Here is a 15,483-nt window from a genome sequence, read left to right as displayed (position 1 = left end):
GCAATTAATTATACACTGTGTTGCCATTTCGTTATTTTTTCCAATTCATTTCACGATATGCTTTGTTACTAATATTTGCAATCCGTTTTTCAAATTCAGAAATTAAGTTTTTAATCAGCTCAATAGTTGGCTCTACGACTTGTGTCCAATCGTCAAACTCTAAATGATATTTGGATATTATGTTCCAATTATCATCTAATTCGCAAGTTATTATTGGACTAAAATTTTCCTTATCAGCAATTTTGCTTAATCGTTTATAATTCGGATTATTCTCAATGAAAAACCTTAAGTTCTCATTATCTGTATCTATTTTTAGTCTGCTTTTTTTTCGAAGAAACAAGTTTTTAATATGGGAAATACTATTAATTTCAAATGCAATTGGTTGAATAGTTTTGGATATTTTACAACTTATAGTTCCGACGTATGAAGTTCCGGTTCGATTAATGATTGTGAACTCATTGTCGTTAGAATCAAATGTTAATTTATAAATCACATTTGGACTTCTTACTCCGCCACCAATCGAAACATCTTTATCTTGGAAATAAAGTTTTCCATTTTCTTTTTCTGCTAATTCTTTAAAAAATGCTCTGATCATTATTTAAATTCTATCATTTCATGGGTTTCTGGTAATGAATGGCAACGTGTTTGTATATAGTTTGTTGCGTGTTTTAAGCACCTAATTTAGTAAATAATTACTGACCAAGAAAGTCCGCGAGGACAATCGTAAGTAGGCGAGAAGCCAGCAATAAATTATATACGGTGTTGTATGCCGTTTTTTTTTCAGTCTGTTATTATTTCTATTAATTAAACTTTAGAAGCTGATGCTTTTCTTGAAGCGTCAATTACTATTATGTTTTCGTGATTCTCTTTTTGAATTTCTTTTAAAACTTTATTAACCTTTCGGATATCTGATGATGTATAACATAAAACAACAGAAATATCTCTGGCAGATTTTGATGCAGATTTATATATGTCTGTTTGATTTTCTAAATTTCTCTTTAATGAAGATGATTTTGCTAATTTAAATTCTACAATAGTTGAATCTCCACTTCCAAAAGATACTTTATAATCTGCTGGTCCACGACCATTATTTACTTCTGCATTAACATCATATGGCGATGCGTACCAAGTCAGTCTAAATATTCTCTGAATTGTATCTTCTTTTGCAATAGGTCGATGACCATCATAGAAGATACGATAACCGTCATTATTTTCGATTACATCTTTTAGATACAAAGCTCTTTTTAGAGATTCATCATAACTATTAGATTGTAATTTGTAAAAGTCACTATTCTTGTTTAGTAATTCGCATAATGGTGTTAGAGCGTCTACTAATTTTTCTTTTAGTTCATTAATTTGCGACATAGAAGCAGAAGTAACTTCATACTTTTTGTCTTCTTTCAGTTTTATATAAAAGTCAACTAAATCAGGGAATTTTCTGATTGTTTTTAAAAACGCATATTCTTTATCTTTCTTTTTAGGCTTCCTTGGTAAGTGAGACCTAAAAAATTCATTGATTGCTGAACGTAAAGATGAATTTTCTAAAGACCTTGTTACATTTTGAAAACTTGAATAAAAATCAGAGTTATTGATTACAGCATCATCTACAGTTAGAATATCTAAAGGTGTTAGAATAATGAAATCGCCTCCATTTTCTCTAAAAAAATATGGAAGTCTAAAAGTTCGAGGTAGCCATATTTTTGTTTTTTTATCGAATCGGCACCTTATTGAATAGTCTTTAGTTTGATTCTCTTTTAAATATTTTTTTGCAAACTTTTCGGTAAACTCAAGTAGATATTCCTGTATTAAATTTGTCGTAAAGTCACTAATAAAATCTTTACCAACTCCAGAGTTTAGAAGAGTTAATTTTTCTATATGAGTTTCGGCAGTTATTTCCTCTTCTCCAAAAGTGCTGTAAAAACCATTAAAAGCATTTATAGCTCCATTTGCAAATTTTTTTCCCAACCCTTTTCCGCCATTACCATATTTTGATAATCCTAACCAATTTTGTTTAATTTCAGGAAATTTGAATAGATTTATATCTACATCTATTCCTTCATTTTCAGTCGCATATTCCTTTAATATAAGTAAATGTTCAACGACTTTTTTATGAAGTTCCTTATATTCTGGTTTTTCAGATGCAAATAATAAAAAAGGGTCAATAAACATTGGTAAGTCAGAGCTTAAACAAATATTCAATGCTCCAAATTTTTCTAAATTCGAATTGTCAATTTCAAAATAGTCGGAAAAAAGTAGTTTAAAATTGGACATATTTCATTTTTGGCTTTATTGTTCTTGGGTTGGTTCAAATGGCATACAACGTCTTTGTATATGGTTTGTTGCTTGGTTTAAGCAACTAATTTAGTAAATAATTACCAACCAAGAAAGTCCGCGAGGACTTTCGTAAGTAGGCGAGAAGCCAGCAATAAATTATATACGGTGTTAGGTGCAGTTTTTTTATTTATCTTTATTAAATATTCCAAAATTACTATCATGAATAAATTTTTATTCAATCTATTGTGCTTTCTTTTCTGTACATATTCGTATTCTCAAGTTATAAATTTTCCAGATGACAATTTCAAAACAAAATTATTGTCAGCAGTATCTGGAAATGGTGTAGCATATCAATGTAATGGTAATTCATTTAAGGTTGATGCTAATAACGATGGTGAAATAGAAGTTTCAGAAGCATTATTAGTATGCAGTTTGGCAATAAGTGACTCTAATATTTCTGATTTGACAGGAATTGAATTTTTTACAAACCTTGAACATTTGCAGTGTAACAATAATTTGATTACTGAATTAGATTTATCTGCATTAACAAACATGGTTGGTTTTGATATTAATAATAATCAACTTACAAATGTTAATCTTTCTGGTTTATCAGAAGTCCATAATATTTCATTTAGGGATAATCAATTAACAGCCATAAATCTTTTAGGATTATCAAATTTGGCAGTTTTAGATATAAGGAACAATCAAATTGCATCTTTAAATTTAGATGAAACACAAGCATTGCAATATCTGTATTGTCAAAACAATGATTTATCAACTATTGACTTAACCAATTTGGAAAATTTGATTTATTTAAATTGTTCATTTAATGATTTGACAACTTTAAATATTAAGAATGAATCGGTAGAGAATTTGAATTTCTCGGATAATGAGAATTTGCAATATATATGTGCAGATGGGAATCAATTGAGTGATGTAGAAGAAAAAATAATTCAATATGGTTATATGGATTGTTATGCCAATTCTTTATGTAATTTTAATCAAGGAAGCTCTTTTTATTCAATAACCGGAAATGTAAAGTATGATGAAGTTAATGATGGATGTTCAGCTACTGATTTAAATTATGAAGGTTTAATGTTCGGAATATCTGATGGTTTAAATGCAGGCGATTTTTTCTCGAATTCATCAGGAACTTATCAGTACAATGTACAAGAAGGTTCATTTACGTTAACTCCTTTAATATCAAACAATACCTATTTTAATATTTCTCCAACAAGTGTTGCAGTTATTTTTCCAGACGAATCAAGTCCAGCTGTTCAAGATTTTTGTATTACTCCAGCTGGTTCATATCCTGACTTGAAAATTTCTATCGAAACAATTAACTCCTATTATGACTATACTGCTACATACAGAATAAATTTTAGCAATCAAGGAACTATGACACAATCTGGATTTGTTAATTTTATTTTTGATGATAATGTAATTGATTTTAATTCAGCCATTCCAATTGTATCTGAACAAAACACGGATGAGTTAATCTGGGAATTTATTAACCTTAAACCTTTTGAAACTAGGTCAATTGATTTTATATTAGATTTTAATGTTCCACCTATTGATAATGGTGATATTTTAAATTTTACGGGAAGTATAAGTTCTGATTTAACTGAAACAACACCTAACGATAATGCTTTTAATCTAGACCACATATTTCAATGTTGCATATTAGATGTTCCTAGTTTTGAATTTTCTGATTATTTTATTCAATACCCTAATCCAACCAATGATTTTTTAAATCTTAAGATGAAAAAACAAATTGATGTCGAATCTATTATTATATATAATTTTTTGGGACAGGAAGTTAAAAAAGTGACATCAAGGAACCAGAATATTAAAATTGATGTCTCAAATTTGAAATCTGGGCATTATTTCATTAAAATATTAACTTCTCAAAAAGAATTTTTCACAAGGTTTATTAGAAAGTAATCAGTTTTCTTCAAATTGCACCTAACGTCTCGGCTATGGTTAGTACGGGAATTAAAAGTAATTAATTTCCGATTAAGCACTTAGCCAAATCTTTTTATTTTGTTTTATCTTTTTTGTTCTAAAGCCAAATCAAAAGATTTGGCGGACTTGGTGAAAAGCACTAAACTTTGGGTTAAACACCAAAACCCGTATTAACTATAGCCATTGTTGTGCGCTGGCTTTATTTGTTTTTTTATCCGCAACTTATTAAAATTCCGCCTTGTGGAAAGTTAAAGTCATAAATGTAATCTTGGTCCGTTAAGCAACCATATTTTCTGCGATATTTCCTTTCCCGAAAATCGTAAATATGCAATATTAAATATTGTTTTTCAAAATGATATTTTTTCATATTCATCTTAAAGTTTACGCTTTCTTGTTTCTGTCTTTTCCAAGTAGAGTATGTAAATGAAAATGTGATTTCAGTCGTTTCGTCAGATTTAATTTTATTCCACGCATTTTCGTTGAGAATTAATTCTCCAGGATGATATCCGATTAGTATTTTTTCTTTAGTTCCATTTTCATTTTCAAAATTCAAGTATGCGTCGCCAATGTAATTTGTTAATAGTTCATCATTCACATCAATAATCATATTCAGATTTTGTCCAAATCCGTAATTTATTAATCCAAAAAATAATAATATTAGTATTCTAAATTTCATTAACGATTGGTTTTTTAGCTTGCGCACAACGTTGTTGTATATGGTTTGTTGCGTGGTTAAGCTACTAATTTACTAAATAAAACACGAACCAAGAAAGTCCGTTTGGACTTTCGTAAGTAAGCCAGAAATTAGCAATAAATTATATACGGTGTTACCACACGTTTTTCATTTCAGGTTGATATTTATATGGGTTTTCAAATTCAGTTTTTTCATCGTGATATATTAAAAATTCCACATTATTTTCTTTAAATTCTAAAGTTTCAATTTTATTGATTCCAGTCACGCAAAAGTTATTTCCAACATAATATTGTTTGTCTAAAAATCTAAATTCAGATTTTGTAATAACTAAACTTTCTCCACAAGCAAAAAATCCTCCAACTCGAACTTCAACGTTATGATTTGCATTAATTTCAGATTTTGCAAAAGGTGGTTGAAATGGCAAAGTGATTAAATAAAAAAACACAAATCCAATTTGCCAAAACAAACTTAATATTCCAAAAATAAAAATTGGTATTGTCAAAATTCCGCTCAATATTTTGGTTAGATTTTTTTTAGTTAATCCGAAAACTAATATTGTCGACATCAAGAAAGTCAGTCCGATTATTGAGGTTGTATATTTTCCTTTTAGTCGGAAGTCAAAAACCAAAAGTAGAACACAAATTAAAACTCCGATTAATGAGTAAAATGAGATTTTTCTAATAATTTTTTCCAATTTTGGAAAGTCATGTTTTTTCAAAATCAGCACTAAACTAATTCCTGAAAATATTGTTATTAAAACTATAAATGTCGTCATTTCGTCCAATGTGTGGTAACAAATATATATAGTTACTGGTAACTATATATCTATTATGTGTACACTAAGATAATAATTCTTTGAAGTATGTAAGGAATTTGTAGTCACAAAGGTGTAAATTTCTTAAGAGATAGGCCTCTGAACTGTATTAACAATGATTTTAATGACACCTGATAGACTATATTTAATTACATCGACATTACTCTCAAATAAATTTAATCATATTTTAACTCTTTAATTTTTCAATCTTTTTTTCTTAAATCTTCTTCAATACATACAGAAAGTATCTCCAATGCTGCCTTATAGTCTTCAGTAGACAACAAACCATTGTTTTTTAAAAGTTCAAAAACTTCATCTCCAAAAACAACCTTCTTTCTTGATTTTCTGAACTAAGCGCTTATTTTCTTTTTATACTTTTCAATTCTTTGATCTAAGTCTTTTATTATTCTTGTTTCAAGAAGCTTTTGCCCTTTCATGTTGGATTTTTTTAATTTGTTATTTTTTTGAAAAGGATAAGGTTCTAGTCCTTCAGTTAATGTTTCTGAATGTTTTGTAATTTTGATTTGATCTTTCATGAATTTAATATTTACAGTTAAAATTTAATTATTATCGGTAAATATTTGGTAATATTAAATCAAAAAAACCCTTAACTGTTTAATTTTTAACAGTTTAAGGGTTTATTGTGGTGGTGCCTCCAGGAATCGAACCAGGGACACAAGGATTTTCAGTCCTTTGCTCTACCAACTGAGCTAAGGCACCAATTGCTTATTTAAGCGGTTGCAAATATATATGCAATTTTATTATCCACAAAAGGAAAGTTGTAAAATTTGATTTTATAAATTTGCATTAATATTTATAGCCTATGAACCTTATTGTAGATGTTGGAAATACCTTTGTTAAACTAGCTGTTTTTAAGGAAACTAAACTAATTCATAAAGTTAGCTTTGAACTTTCTGAGTTTAAAAAAGAATATAAAGCGCTAAAAAAAGATTTTCCAAAGCTTAACTCTGTGATCGTTTCATCAGTTGGTCATTTATCAAAAAAGCAAATAGATGCCATTAAAGAGGACTTTGAGGTGGTTCAGCTCAGTTCAAAAACAAAACAGCCATTCATTAATTTATATGAAACACCAAAAACACTTGGTGCAGATCGTATAGCTTTAGTAAGTGCCTCTGTAGATCAATTCCCTAAAAATAATGTACTAGTAATAGATGCTGGTACATGTATAACATACGATTTTATCACCAGTAAAAATGAATACTTAGGTGGTGCAATTTCACCTGGTATTAGGCTTAGATATAAATCTCTAAATAATTTAACGGCTAATCTTCCGTTATTAAATACGAGTATACCTAAAACTATAATTGGTAATTCTACAGAATCTTCAATTCATTCTGGTGTTATCAACGGAGTTGTCAAAGAAATTGACGGAGTTATTGAAGAATATATGGCTGAACATCAAGATTTAACAGTTATTTTAACAGGAGGTGACGCCAATTTTTTGTCAAACCAAATTAAAAATAGCATATTTGCGAATTCAAATTTTCTTTTAGAAGGTTTGAATTTTATTTTAGATTATAATTCAAAATAATGATAAAACGACTCATTGTAATTTGTATTACAATTATTGGTTCTTGTGCATTCGCGCAACAAGGAACCTCATCTCCATATTCATTTTATGGTATAGGAAGCCTTAAATTTAAGGGTACTGTAGAAAATCGAAGCATGGGAGGTTTGAGTGTTTACTTAGACAGTATTCACGTAAATTTAAGAAATCCGGCCTCTTATGGTGGTAAAAATTTAAAATCAACTGATTTTAATAACGAAAGCAGACCTGTTAAGTTTACGATAGCCGGTACGACATCAGACTTGACTTTAAAAAGTGATACAGGTGAGTCAAAAGGAAGTAGTTCATCTTACGATTACCTTGCAATAGCTATTCCTGTTGGTAGATTTGGTTTTGGTTTTGGATTATTGCCATATACTTCCGTAGGTTATAAATTAGAAGACTTTAGTGACGACGGAGACTTGCAAAGTAGATATCGAGGTGATGGTGGTATAAATAAAGTTTTTACAGGCTTCGGCTATCAGGTTTCTGATAAATTAGGAGTTGGTGTTGATGTGAGCTATAATTTCGGAAATATTAGAAATACGGCAATTATTGTTCAGTATACGCCAGAAGGTAACGTAGTACAGTACCAAACTAGAGAAAATAATAGAGCCGATTTAAGTGGTTTAAATCTTAATTTCGGGTTGTCCTATAAAACAATGATATCTGATAATTTAGAGCTTTCTACAACTTTAACATACGCACCAGAGAGTAGATTGAAATCTCTAAATCAGAGATCTGTTTCTACAGTTACAATTAATACGGTTAACGATAATGTAGCTGTTTTTAATACTATTGAGTCAGATTTAGAAGCACAAGGTCTTAATGAAACTGAGTTGGTGATACCTTCACGTTTGTCAGTAGGAGGTGGTATAGGGAAGCCCAAATCTTGGTTTGTTGGAACAGAATTGACGTTTCAGAATACTTCAAATTTTTCCAATCCATTATTTTCAAACCAAACCACAAGTTTCGAGAATTCATCTCAATTTACAGTTGGTGGTTTTTTTATACCAAATTATAATGCCTTTTCTGGTTATTTTAAACGAGTAGTTTACCGAGCAGGTTTTAACTTTGCAAATACAGGTCTTGTAATAAAAAATGAATCGATAAAGGAGTTTGGCATATCTTTTGGACTAGGTTTACCAGTCGGAAAGCGTAGTTTATTTTCTAATGCTAATTTAGGGTTTGAATTTGGACAGCGTGGAACAACGAATCAGAACCTAATTCAAGAGAATTATGTAAACTTTAATGTAAGTTTATCTTTAAACTCAAGATGGTTCACACAACGAAAATATTTCTAATATAATTAATTAAGACATGAAAACGAGAATTACAATACTGCTAATAGCACTTTTTGTGAGTTTTAACTTGGCTTTTGCTCAAGAGGAGAAAGAGGAAGAGTGCAGAAATAACTTATCAATTTTTGATAGTTACGCAAACAGTAAAAAGTATGATGACGCTTACGAGCCTTGGATGAAGGTGAGAAAGGAATGTCCAAAATTAAGTAGAGCAATATATCTTAGTAATAAAGGTAAAGGTGGAAGAGCTATTATTGATCATAAAATTGAAAATAGCGCAGGTGCAGAAAAGTTAGCTTTTATAAAAGATTTATTAAAGTTGAATGAAGAATACCATGCAAATTTTACTTCAAAGTATTCTGAGGGAGAATTGATGATGGAGAATGCTAACCTAAAGTATAAATACAAAACTGAGCTAGGTCTATCTACAGAAGAATTATATAAAACTTTTGATAGCGTATTTCTTAATCATAAATCAGATTTTGACAGTGCTATAGGGCTTTATGCTTATTTTTCTTTAGGTGTAGATATTTACGATGCAGGTGTAAAAACACCACCAGATGCTCAAAAACTGTTTGACAAGTATGATGATGTAAATGAAATTATTGAGGATATTATTGAGACTTACACTAAAAAGTTGAATATATATGTTGCAAAAGAAGCTGGTGGTGAAACATTATCTAAAAGGGAGCAGAGCTATAAGGGTAGTTATGAGTCTAATATAGAGGTTTATGAAAGTAAGATCTTGTCTAGTATGGATAAGAAATTAGGTGACAGAGCAAACTGCGAAGTTTTAGTGCCGTTGTATCAAAAAGATTTTGAGGAATATAAAAATGATGCGGTTTGGTTACAACGTGCCATGAATAAAATGGGAGAGAAAGAATGTACTGACGATCCATTATTTGAGAAATTAGTAGTGCAAAAAAATACAGTAGAGCCAGATGCTAAGACTGCTTTCTATTTAGGTTTCCTAAAAGAAAAACAAGGAAAAATGGCTGAGGCAGATCGTTATTATGACCAGTCTTTTGAGTTGGAATCAGATCCACTTAAAAAATGGAAGTTGGTAATGAGAGTTGCTGAGAAAAATTACAAAAGAGGTAGTTATGGTAAAGCAAGACAGCAGTATATAGAGGCTTTAAATCTTAACCCTTCTAAAGGTCTTCCACATTTGAGAATGGCAGCGATGTACCAAAAGAGTGCTAACAACTGTGGTGATTCTAACTTTAATAAAAGAGCTGTACTTTGGCTAGCGGCTAATGAAGCTGAAAAAGCGGGTAGAGTAGATGGACGTTTAAAATCTACTGCTTCTAAAACAGCAGAAAGCTATAGAGCTGGAGCTCCAAGTACAGCAGATATCTTTAATGAAGGTAATGCAGGACAAACCATAAAAATTGGATGTTGGATTAGACGCTCGGTAACAGTCCCACAGATTTAATGAGAATAAAAAAAATATATATTATAAAAAACCTAGTCACAGCTATTGCTGTGACTTTGTTTTTTTCGTGTAAGAATAATTTTGATGATGTTCGAAAAGTAGGTGTTTTACAAAACCAACCTATTGGAGAGGCGACAAATATAGATTTAAAATACACAGAGTATAAAGACTCTACAGTAGACTTATTGGCAAATTTATTGAGTCCTAAAATGTTAGATTATTCAAATAGAGATTTTAGTTTTTCTGAGTTTCCTGAAGGTATTGAACTAAAGGTGTACAATGATGACCAACAACAGACAACAATCTTGGCAAAGTATGCAATTTATTATACCGATATGGATATTATAGATCTTCAAGGCAACGTTAGGGTTGCAACACCAGAGAAAGACACACTTTTTACTGATCAACTCTACTATAATGAAAAGTCAGAATGGGTATTTACAAATCAGCCTTTTATATTTAAAAGAACATCTGGTATAACACACGGAATAGGTTTTGACTCTGATAAAACATTTAAGAAATTTCAAATGTTAGAGATGGGTGGTGATATAGAGATAGATAATTAGCTATCTTTGTTCTAAATATTTTGATAAAATCTAATGAAGATATTACAACTCTTTCAATACGCCTACATCATTTTTGCAGCATTATTTCTTTGGGATGCAATTTCTAACTGGTCTATAGATAGAAATAGATCTTATATGTCTTTATTTTTTGTAGCACTTGCTATTTTTATGTTTTTCTTTAGAAAACGTTTTAGGGAAAAATTTGAAGACCAAAACAAAAAGTAATGTATGACTACTGATATAGTCATTATTGTGAGTACACTTATATTATCTGCTTTTTTTTCAGGTATGGAAATTGCGTATGTTTCTTCCAATAAAATTCATATTGAGTTAGAGAAAAAACAAGGAGACTTTTTAGGAAAAGTTTTAGATAAACTTACGGCTAAGCCATCTAAGTATATAGCTACTATGCTTATTGGTAATAATATTGCTTTAGTTATTTATGGACTTAAAATGGGTGATGTTTTGGTACGATGGTTTCAATCTATGTCATCATTAGAAGGCTCAACACTCTACTACTTGGTCTATGATTTGCAGTTACTCTCTCAAACCATAATATCAACATTAGTTATACTGATAACAGCTGAATTTTTACCGAAAGTATTTTTTCAAATTTATGCGAATACGTTACTTAAAGTGTTAGCAGTACCTACTTATATTTTTTATGTTTTATTTTCTTGGGTTTCGGACTTTATTATCTGGATTTCAGATGCAGTTCTTAAATATATATTTAAAGCACCAGGTGAAGATGCTGTTTTAGCAATGACAAAAGTAGAATTAGGTAATTATATTAGTGAGCAGATGGAATCTGTTGATGACCAAGATACTATAGATAGTGAAATTCAGATTTTTCAAAATGCATTAGATTTTTCTGAGGTTAAGGCACGCGAGGTCATGATACCTAGAACGGAAATTACTGCTGTAGATATTTCAGATTCTATTGAAGATTTAAGACAACTTTTTATAGAAACGGGTAGAACAAAAATCATTGTCTACAAAGATAATATAGATGATATTTTGGGTTATGTACATGCTTTTGAGCTTTTTAAAAAGCCTAAAACTATAAAGTCTATTCTTATTCCCGTAGGATTTGTGCCTGAGACGATTTTAATAAAAGATGTTTTAAATATTCTTACTAAGAAGCGAAGAAGTCTATCTGTAGTCATTGATGAGTATGGTGGTACTTCTGGTATTATGACTATTGAAGATATTATTGAAGAACTCTTTGGCGAGATAGAAGACGAGCACGATAATGTAGAACTTGTTGAAGAGCAAATCAATGAAAGCACATTTAAGTTTTCAGCAAGATTAGAAGTAGACTACGTTAATGAGATTTATAAACTAAACCTTCCTGTAGGTGAAAATTATGAAACTTTAGGCGGTCTTATAGTTAATAAAGCAGAAGAAATACCTCAAGTTAATGATGATATTATAATTGAGAATTTTAAGTTTACAATTACTGAAGTTTCATCTACAAAAATAAACGCCGTTCTATTAAAAATACTAGAAACTGATTAATCCTACACTACTCAAGTAAAAACTAATATTCTCCTTTTATTATTTGCTAGAAAGTACTATTTTCGCAGACTTATTTACACGAAACATCCACTAAGAAAATATTATTAAGTGTGTAAGATATTATTTGGGATGTTCTTTGTAACCATATAGAACAAATAAAACAAACACACTAAACAAAAAGACATGGCAGTTTTAAATAAAATTAGACAACGCTCACTGGTATTGATATTGGTAATTGCATTAGCGTTATTTTCATTTGTAGTTGGGGATTTATTCAAAAACTCTGACGCTTTAACCGGAGGTTCGCAAGATGTAATTGCAACAATAGAAGGTACTGATATTAATAGAAACGAATTTATGCAAAAGGTGAAGAGCTATCAAGAACGATTTGGTGGTGGTCAATCTTCAACGCAAGCAATGAACGCTATTTATAACCAAGAACTTCGTAAGGTCATCTTAGATGCTGAATTCGAAAAGTTGAATCTTTCTGTAGAGAAAGATGAAATGAGAGACTTATTAAAAAACAGTTTTTCTTCCTATCCAGAATTTCAAGATGATAATGGCAACTTTGACGTTAACCGTTTAAATGCGTTTATAGCAAATCTTAAAGATGTGCAGCCAGAAGTTGTTCAGTTAAGCAACTTTCAGGTTAGTTATGAGAGTTGGGCTAATAACGAACAGACTATTGCCGCAAACGCAGTGCAACAGAGTTATTTTAATATGATAAAGGCAGGTGTTGGTACTACTATTGCTGAAGCCAATGATGAGTATGTAGGTGAGGCTAAGACAGTAGATGTTAGATTTGTTCAGATACCATATACAAGCGTTGTAGATAGCTTAGTTAAAGTAACCAAAAGCGAAGTACAAGATTACATTAAAAAGAATGCAGACAACTATAAAGTTGATGCTACAAGTGAAATCGTTTACGTAGAATTTAAGGAAGAAGCATCAAAAAAAGATGAAGACAATAATAAAGCTGGTTTAATGGCTTTAATTAATGATAGAGTAGAATACAACGATATTACTGAAGCTACTGACACTATTCTTGGTTTTAACACTACGACTAATGTTGAAGACTTTATTAATTCAAACTCAGATATAAAATATAATGACGCTTATTTAAGAGTCTCAGAATTGCCAGCTGTTGCAAAAGACACTTTAATGAATTTAGAAGTTGGTAGTTATTATGGGCCATACAGAGATGGTGAATTTTTTAAGTTATCAAAAGTAATTGGTATTAAGCAATCTGCGGATTCTTCTAAGGTGCGTCATATATTAATTCCCTATGCTGGTGCTAATAGAGTAGATCCTACTGTTTCTAATTCACGTGAAGAAGCAAAAATAAAAGCAGATAGTATTTTAACGGTATTAAAAGCTAACAGATCAAAGTTTGTTGATTTATTAGATTTATCTTCTGATAAAGTAAGTAACGAAAGTAGTGGTGAAATAAAGATGGCTTATAACTCATCTTTTGCACCAGAATTTAGAGCCTACGGTTTTGATAATGAAAAAGGCGCTATAGATGTCGTCGAAACATCATTTGGATTCCATATTATTGAGGTTTTAGAGCAATCTAACTTTAGTAATTCAATTAAGGTTGCAACATTGGCTGATAAAATTGAACCATCAGAAGAAACGCTTCAAGATGTATTTAATAAAATGTCCAAGTTTGAAATCGCTTCAAGAAGCGGAGATTTTAATACGTTAGCCGAAGAACGTCAGTTAACTGCAAAGCCAATAACATTTAAAGAATTAGACGAAACTATTCCAGGATTAGGAAGTCAGAGAGAAGTTGTACGCTGGTCGTTTAACGAAGATACTGATACAGGTGATTTTAAAAGTTTTTCTGTAGCTAATTTTGGATTTATAGTTGCGAAATTGGTTGAAAAAAATGAGAAAGGGTTAATGAATGTAGAAGATGCTTCTATTACTGCGATACCAGAAATCAAAAAAGATAAAAAGGCAAAAATGATTCGTGACAACCTTACCGGAACTACGATTGACGATATTGCTAAAAACCAAGGATTAAGTGTTAGAACTGCTGCAGCCATAACTATGAATAACACAACGTTATCTGGTGCTGGTGTTGAGCCAGAAGTAATTGGTGCTGCTTTTGGATTAAAAGTAGGAGCGATTTCTAAACCAATAAATGGTGCAAAAGGGGTTTACGTTTTAGAAGTTACTAAAATTACTGAAGCACCCGTTTTAGAAAATTATACGTCTGTAATTAACAGGTTGAATTCAGCTCGTAATACGACGATACAAAGTAAAATATACCAAGCTTTACAGAAATCAGCTGATATTGAAGATAATAGAGCTAAGACTGTTTATTAAGTTAAATACAATATTATAAAAAAGGCTCTGCGGAAATGCAGAGCCTTTTTTAATTTAATACCATTTCGTTATATGGAATTATTGTTTCAAAGCCTTTTGATTTGAAATATTCTGTAGGATCAGTTTCTGATGTAACTAATACAAAATCACCTCCCCAAGCACCTAAACTTTTAGCAGCTCCTTTAAAATCTTTAAATAATCGAGATTTTATAGGTTTTTGCTCAATGAGTTCTGAGATAATACCTTCATGTGAAACAATCAAATTTTCGAATGCTGAAAGTGATTTACAGCTAATCATGCTTTCAGTAAGTTGATTGATACTTTCAATTATTTCCATGTCAATGCGTCCTTTCTTTTTGAAAGCTGCAATACCGTCTCTACTATTTTGCTTTTGGTTGAGATAAACAAAATAGAGCTGCGATTTAAAACTAGGATCAAAACTTATAGTCTCAATAATCGGTTTTTGTCTATATTTTAATAGATACGTTATTGGTGTATCATTTTGTGCGCAAGCAATGTCATAGCCACTACCACTAAATGTTTTTTCTAGAAGCTTGTAGGCATCAACTTTTGCCCAATCCGCTATATTATTAATAAGTGTAGATGATGTGCCTAATCCCCAAAGTCTGTTAAAATCTTGATGTGTTGTGATTGTATAACCTTCTTTAGAATCTAGAAACTTAGGATTTAAATCGTAAGCAGCTTTTAAAATCTGAATTAACCGTTTCGAAATATCAGTATAGTTTTTAGCCTTTACTTTTAGTTTAGTGGAAGTGTCATTAATTAAGAACTCATCTTCAAACCAAACCTCATCTAGTTCATTTATGCTTTTCCAAATAATATTTTTAGTTGTATTCTTTTCAATGGTTAAGCTTTGACCATACTTTGTAGGTATAGCTAATGCTTTGGCGCCTTCTAAAACGACATACTCAGCTGTTAGTAATAATTTACCGTTACTACGATATGTTTTTGGTTCTGATTTCAAATTTTTATATTGAGTTATTGAGTTATTGAG

Annotated in this window: 14 protein-coding genes and 1 tRNA gene; 8 read left to right on the top strand and 7 right to left on the bottom strand. The window is 30.7% G+C overall.

Translation table 11 applies throughout. The features are described from left to right. Positions 1–31 precede the first annotated feature (31 nt). Both B2U95_RS05820 and B2U95_RS05815 read right to left on the bottom strand, forming a co-directional pair. Complete coding sequence (locus B2U95_RS05820) at positions 32–595, bottom strand: hypothetical protein (protein WP_296313718.1); 564 nt, start codon at positions 593–595, stop codon at positions 32–34. A gap of 209 nt (positions 596–804) precedes the next feature. Continuing rightward, the gene (locus B2U95_RS05815) at positions 805–2,271 is read right to left on the bottom strand and encodes a hypothetical protein (RefSeq protein ID WP_296313716.1); all 1,467 of its coding nucleotides are present in this window, start codon (positions 2,269–2,271) and stop codon (positions 805–807) included. Positions 2,272–2,493: 222 nt separating this feature from the next. On the opposite strand from B2U95_RS05815, the gene B2U95_RS05810 reads away from it, so the two are divergent. Continuing rightward, a complete protein-coding gene (locus B2U95_RS05810; RefSeq protein ID WP_296313714.1) occupies positions 2,494–4,218 on the top strand; it encodes a T9SS type A sorting domain-containing protein in 1,725 nt (574 codons plus the stop codon). A 232-nt stretch (positions 4,219–4,450) separates the two neighbouring features. On the opposite strand, the gene B2U95_RS05805 is transcribed toward B2U95_RS05810, so the two are convergent. From B2U95_RS05805 to B2U95_RS05790, 4 genes are all read right to left on the bottom strand, one after another. After that, a complete protein-coding gene (locus tag B2U95_RS05805; RefSeq protein WP_296313712.1) occupies positions 4,451–4,915 on the bottom strand; it encodes a hypothetical protein in 465 nt (154 codons plus the stop codon). A gap of 151 nt (positions 4,916–5,066) precedes the next feature. Next, on the bottom strand, positions 5,067–5,708 hold the full coding sequence (locus B2U95_RS05800) for a hypothetical protein (RefSeq protein ID WP_296313710.1): 642 nt from the start codon (positions 5,706–5,708) through the stop codon (positions 5,067–5,069). Positions 5,709–6,097: 389 nt separating this feature from the next. After that, entirely contained in the window at positions 6,098–6,283 is a 186-nt protein-coding gene (locus B2U95_RS05795; RefSeq protein ID WP_296313708.1) for a hypothetical protein, read from the bottom strand. A gap of 108 nt (positions 6,284–6,391) precedes the next feature. Next, positions 6,392–6,467, bottom strand: a tRNA-Phe gene (locus B2U95_RS05790). 103 nt (positions 6,468–6,570) lie between these two features. Between B2U95_RS05790 and B2U95_RS05785 the strand changes: the two genes are divergently transcribed. The 7 genes from B2U95_RS05785 to B2U95_RS05755 all read left to right on the top strand — a co-directional run bounded on the left by B2U95_RS05785 (position 6,571) and on the right by B2U95_RS05755 (position 14,468). Continuing rightward, positions 6,571–7,299: a type III pantothenate kinase gene (locus B2U95_RS05785; RefSeq protein WP_296313705.1), complete on the top strand. Its 729-nt coding sequence runs from the start codon at positions 6,571–6,573 to the stop codon at positions 7,297–7,299. Continuing rightward, positions 7,299–8,618 (top strand): hypothetical protein, encoded by a 1,320-nt coding sequence (locus tag B2U95_RS05780; protein ID WP_296313703.1) that lies wholly within the window; start codon positions 7,299–7,301, stop codon positions 8,616–8,618. The genes B2U95_RS05785 and B2U95_RS05780 overlap by 1 nt, the downstream gene beginning before the upstream one ends. Before the next feature lie 16 nt (positions 8,619–8,634). Then, positions 8,635–10,050: a hypothetical protein gene (locus tag B2U95_RS05775; protein ID WP_296313702.1), complete on the top strand. Its 1,416-nt coding sequence runs from the start codon at positions 8,635–8,637 to the stop codon at positions 10,048–10,050. Next, on the top strand, positions 10,050–10,616 hold the full coding sequence (lptC, locus tag B2U95_RS05770) for an LPS export ABC transporter periplasmic protein LptC (protein ID WP_296313701.1): 567 nt from the start codon (positions 10,050–10,052) through the stop codon (positions 10,614–10,616). The genes B2U95_RS05775 and lptC overlap by 1 nt, the downstream gene beginning before the upstream one ends. 33 nt (positions 10,617–10,649) lie before the next feature. Next, positions 10,650–10,841: a hypothetical protein gene (locus B2U95_RS05765; RefSeq protein WP_296313699.1), complete on the top strand. Its 192-nt coding sequence runs from the start codon at positions 10,650–10,652 to the stop codon at positions 10,839–10,841. A 3-nt stretch (positions 10,842–10,844) separates the two neighbouring features. After that, on the top strand, positions 10,845–12,134 hold the full coding sequence (locus tag B2U95_RS05760) for a hemolysin family protein (RefSeq protein WP_296313697.1): 1,290 nt from the start codon (positions 10,845–10,847) through the stop codon (positions 12,132–12,134). A gap of 183 nt (positions 12,135–12,317) precedes the next feature. Next, complete coding sequence (locus B2U95_RS05755; protein WP_296313695.1) at positions 12,318–14,468, top strand: SurA N-terminal domain-containing protein; 2,151 nt, start codon at positions 12,318–12,320, stop codon at positions 14,466–14,468. 49 nt (positions 14,469–14,517) lie between these two features. Here B2U95_RS05755 and B2U95_RS05750 read toward each other — a convergent pair whose 3' ends face one another. Continuing rightward, positions 14,518–15,453 carry a GYDIA family GHMP kinase gene (locus B2U95_RS05750; RefSeq protein ID WP_296313727.1) on the bottom strand — a complete coding sequence of 312 codons (936 nt, stop codon included), beginning with the start codon at positions 15,451–15,453 and terminating at the stop codon, positions 14,518–14,520. Between the last annotated feature and the right edge of the window lie 30 nt (positions 15,454–15,483).

This window comes from Winogradskyella sp. UBA3174, assembly GCF_002364335.1.
Classification (GTDB): Bacteria; Bacteroidota; Bacteroidia; order Flavobacteriales; family Flavobacteriaceae; genus Winogradskyella.
The sequence above is the reverse complement of the archived record's forward strand: the minus strand, read 5'-3'. Positions and strand labels throughout refer to the sequence as shown.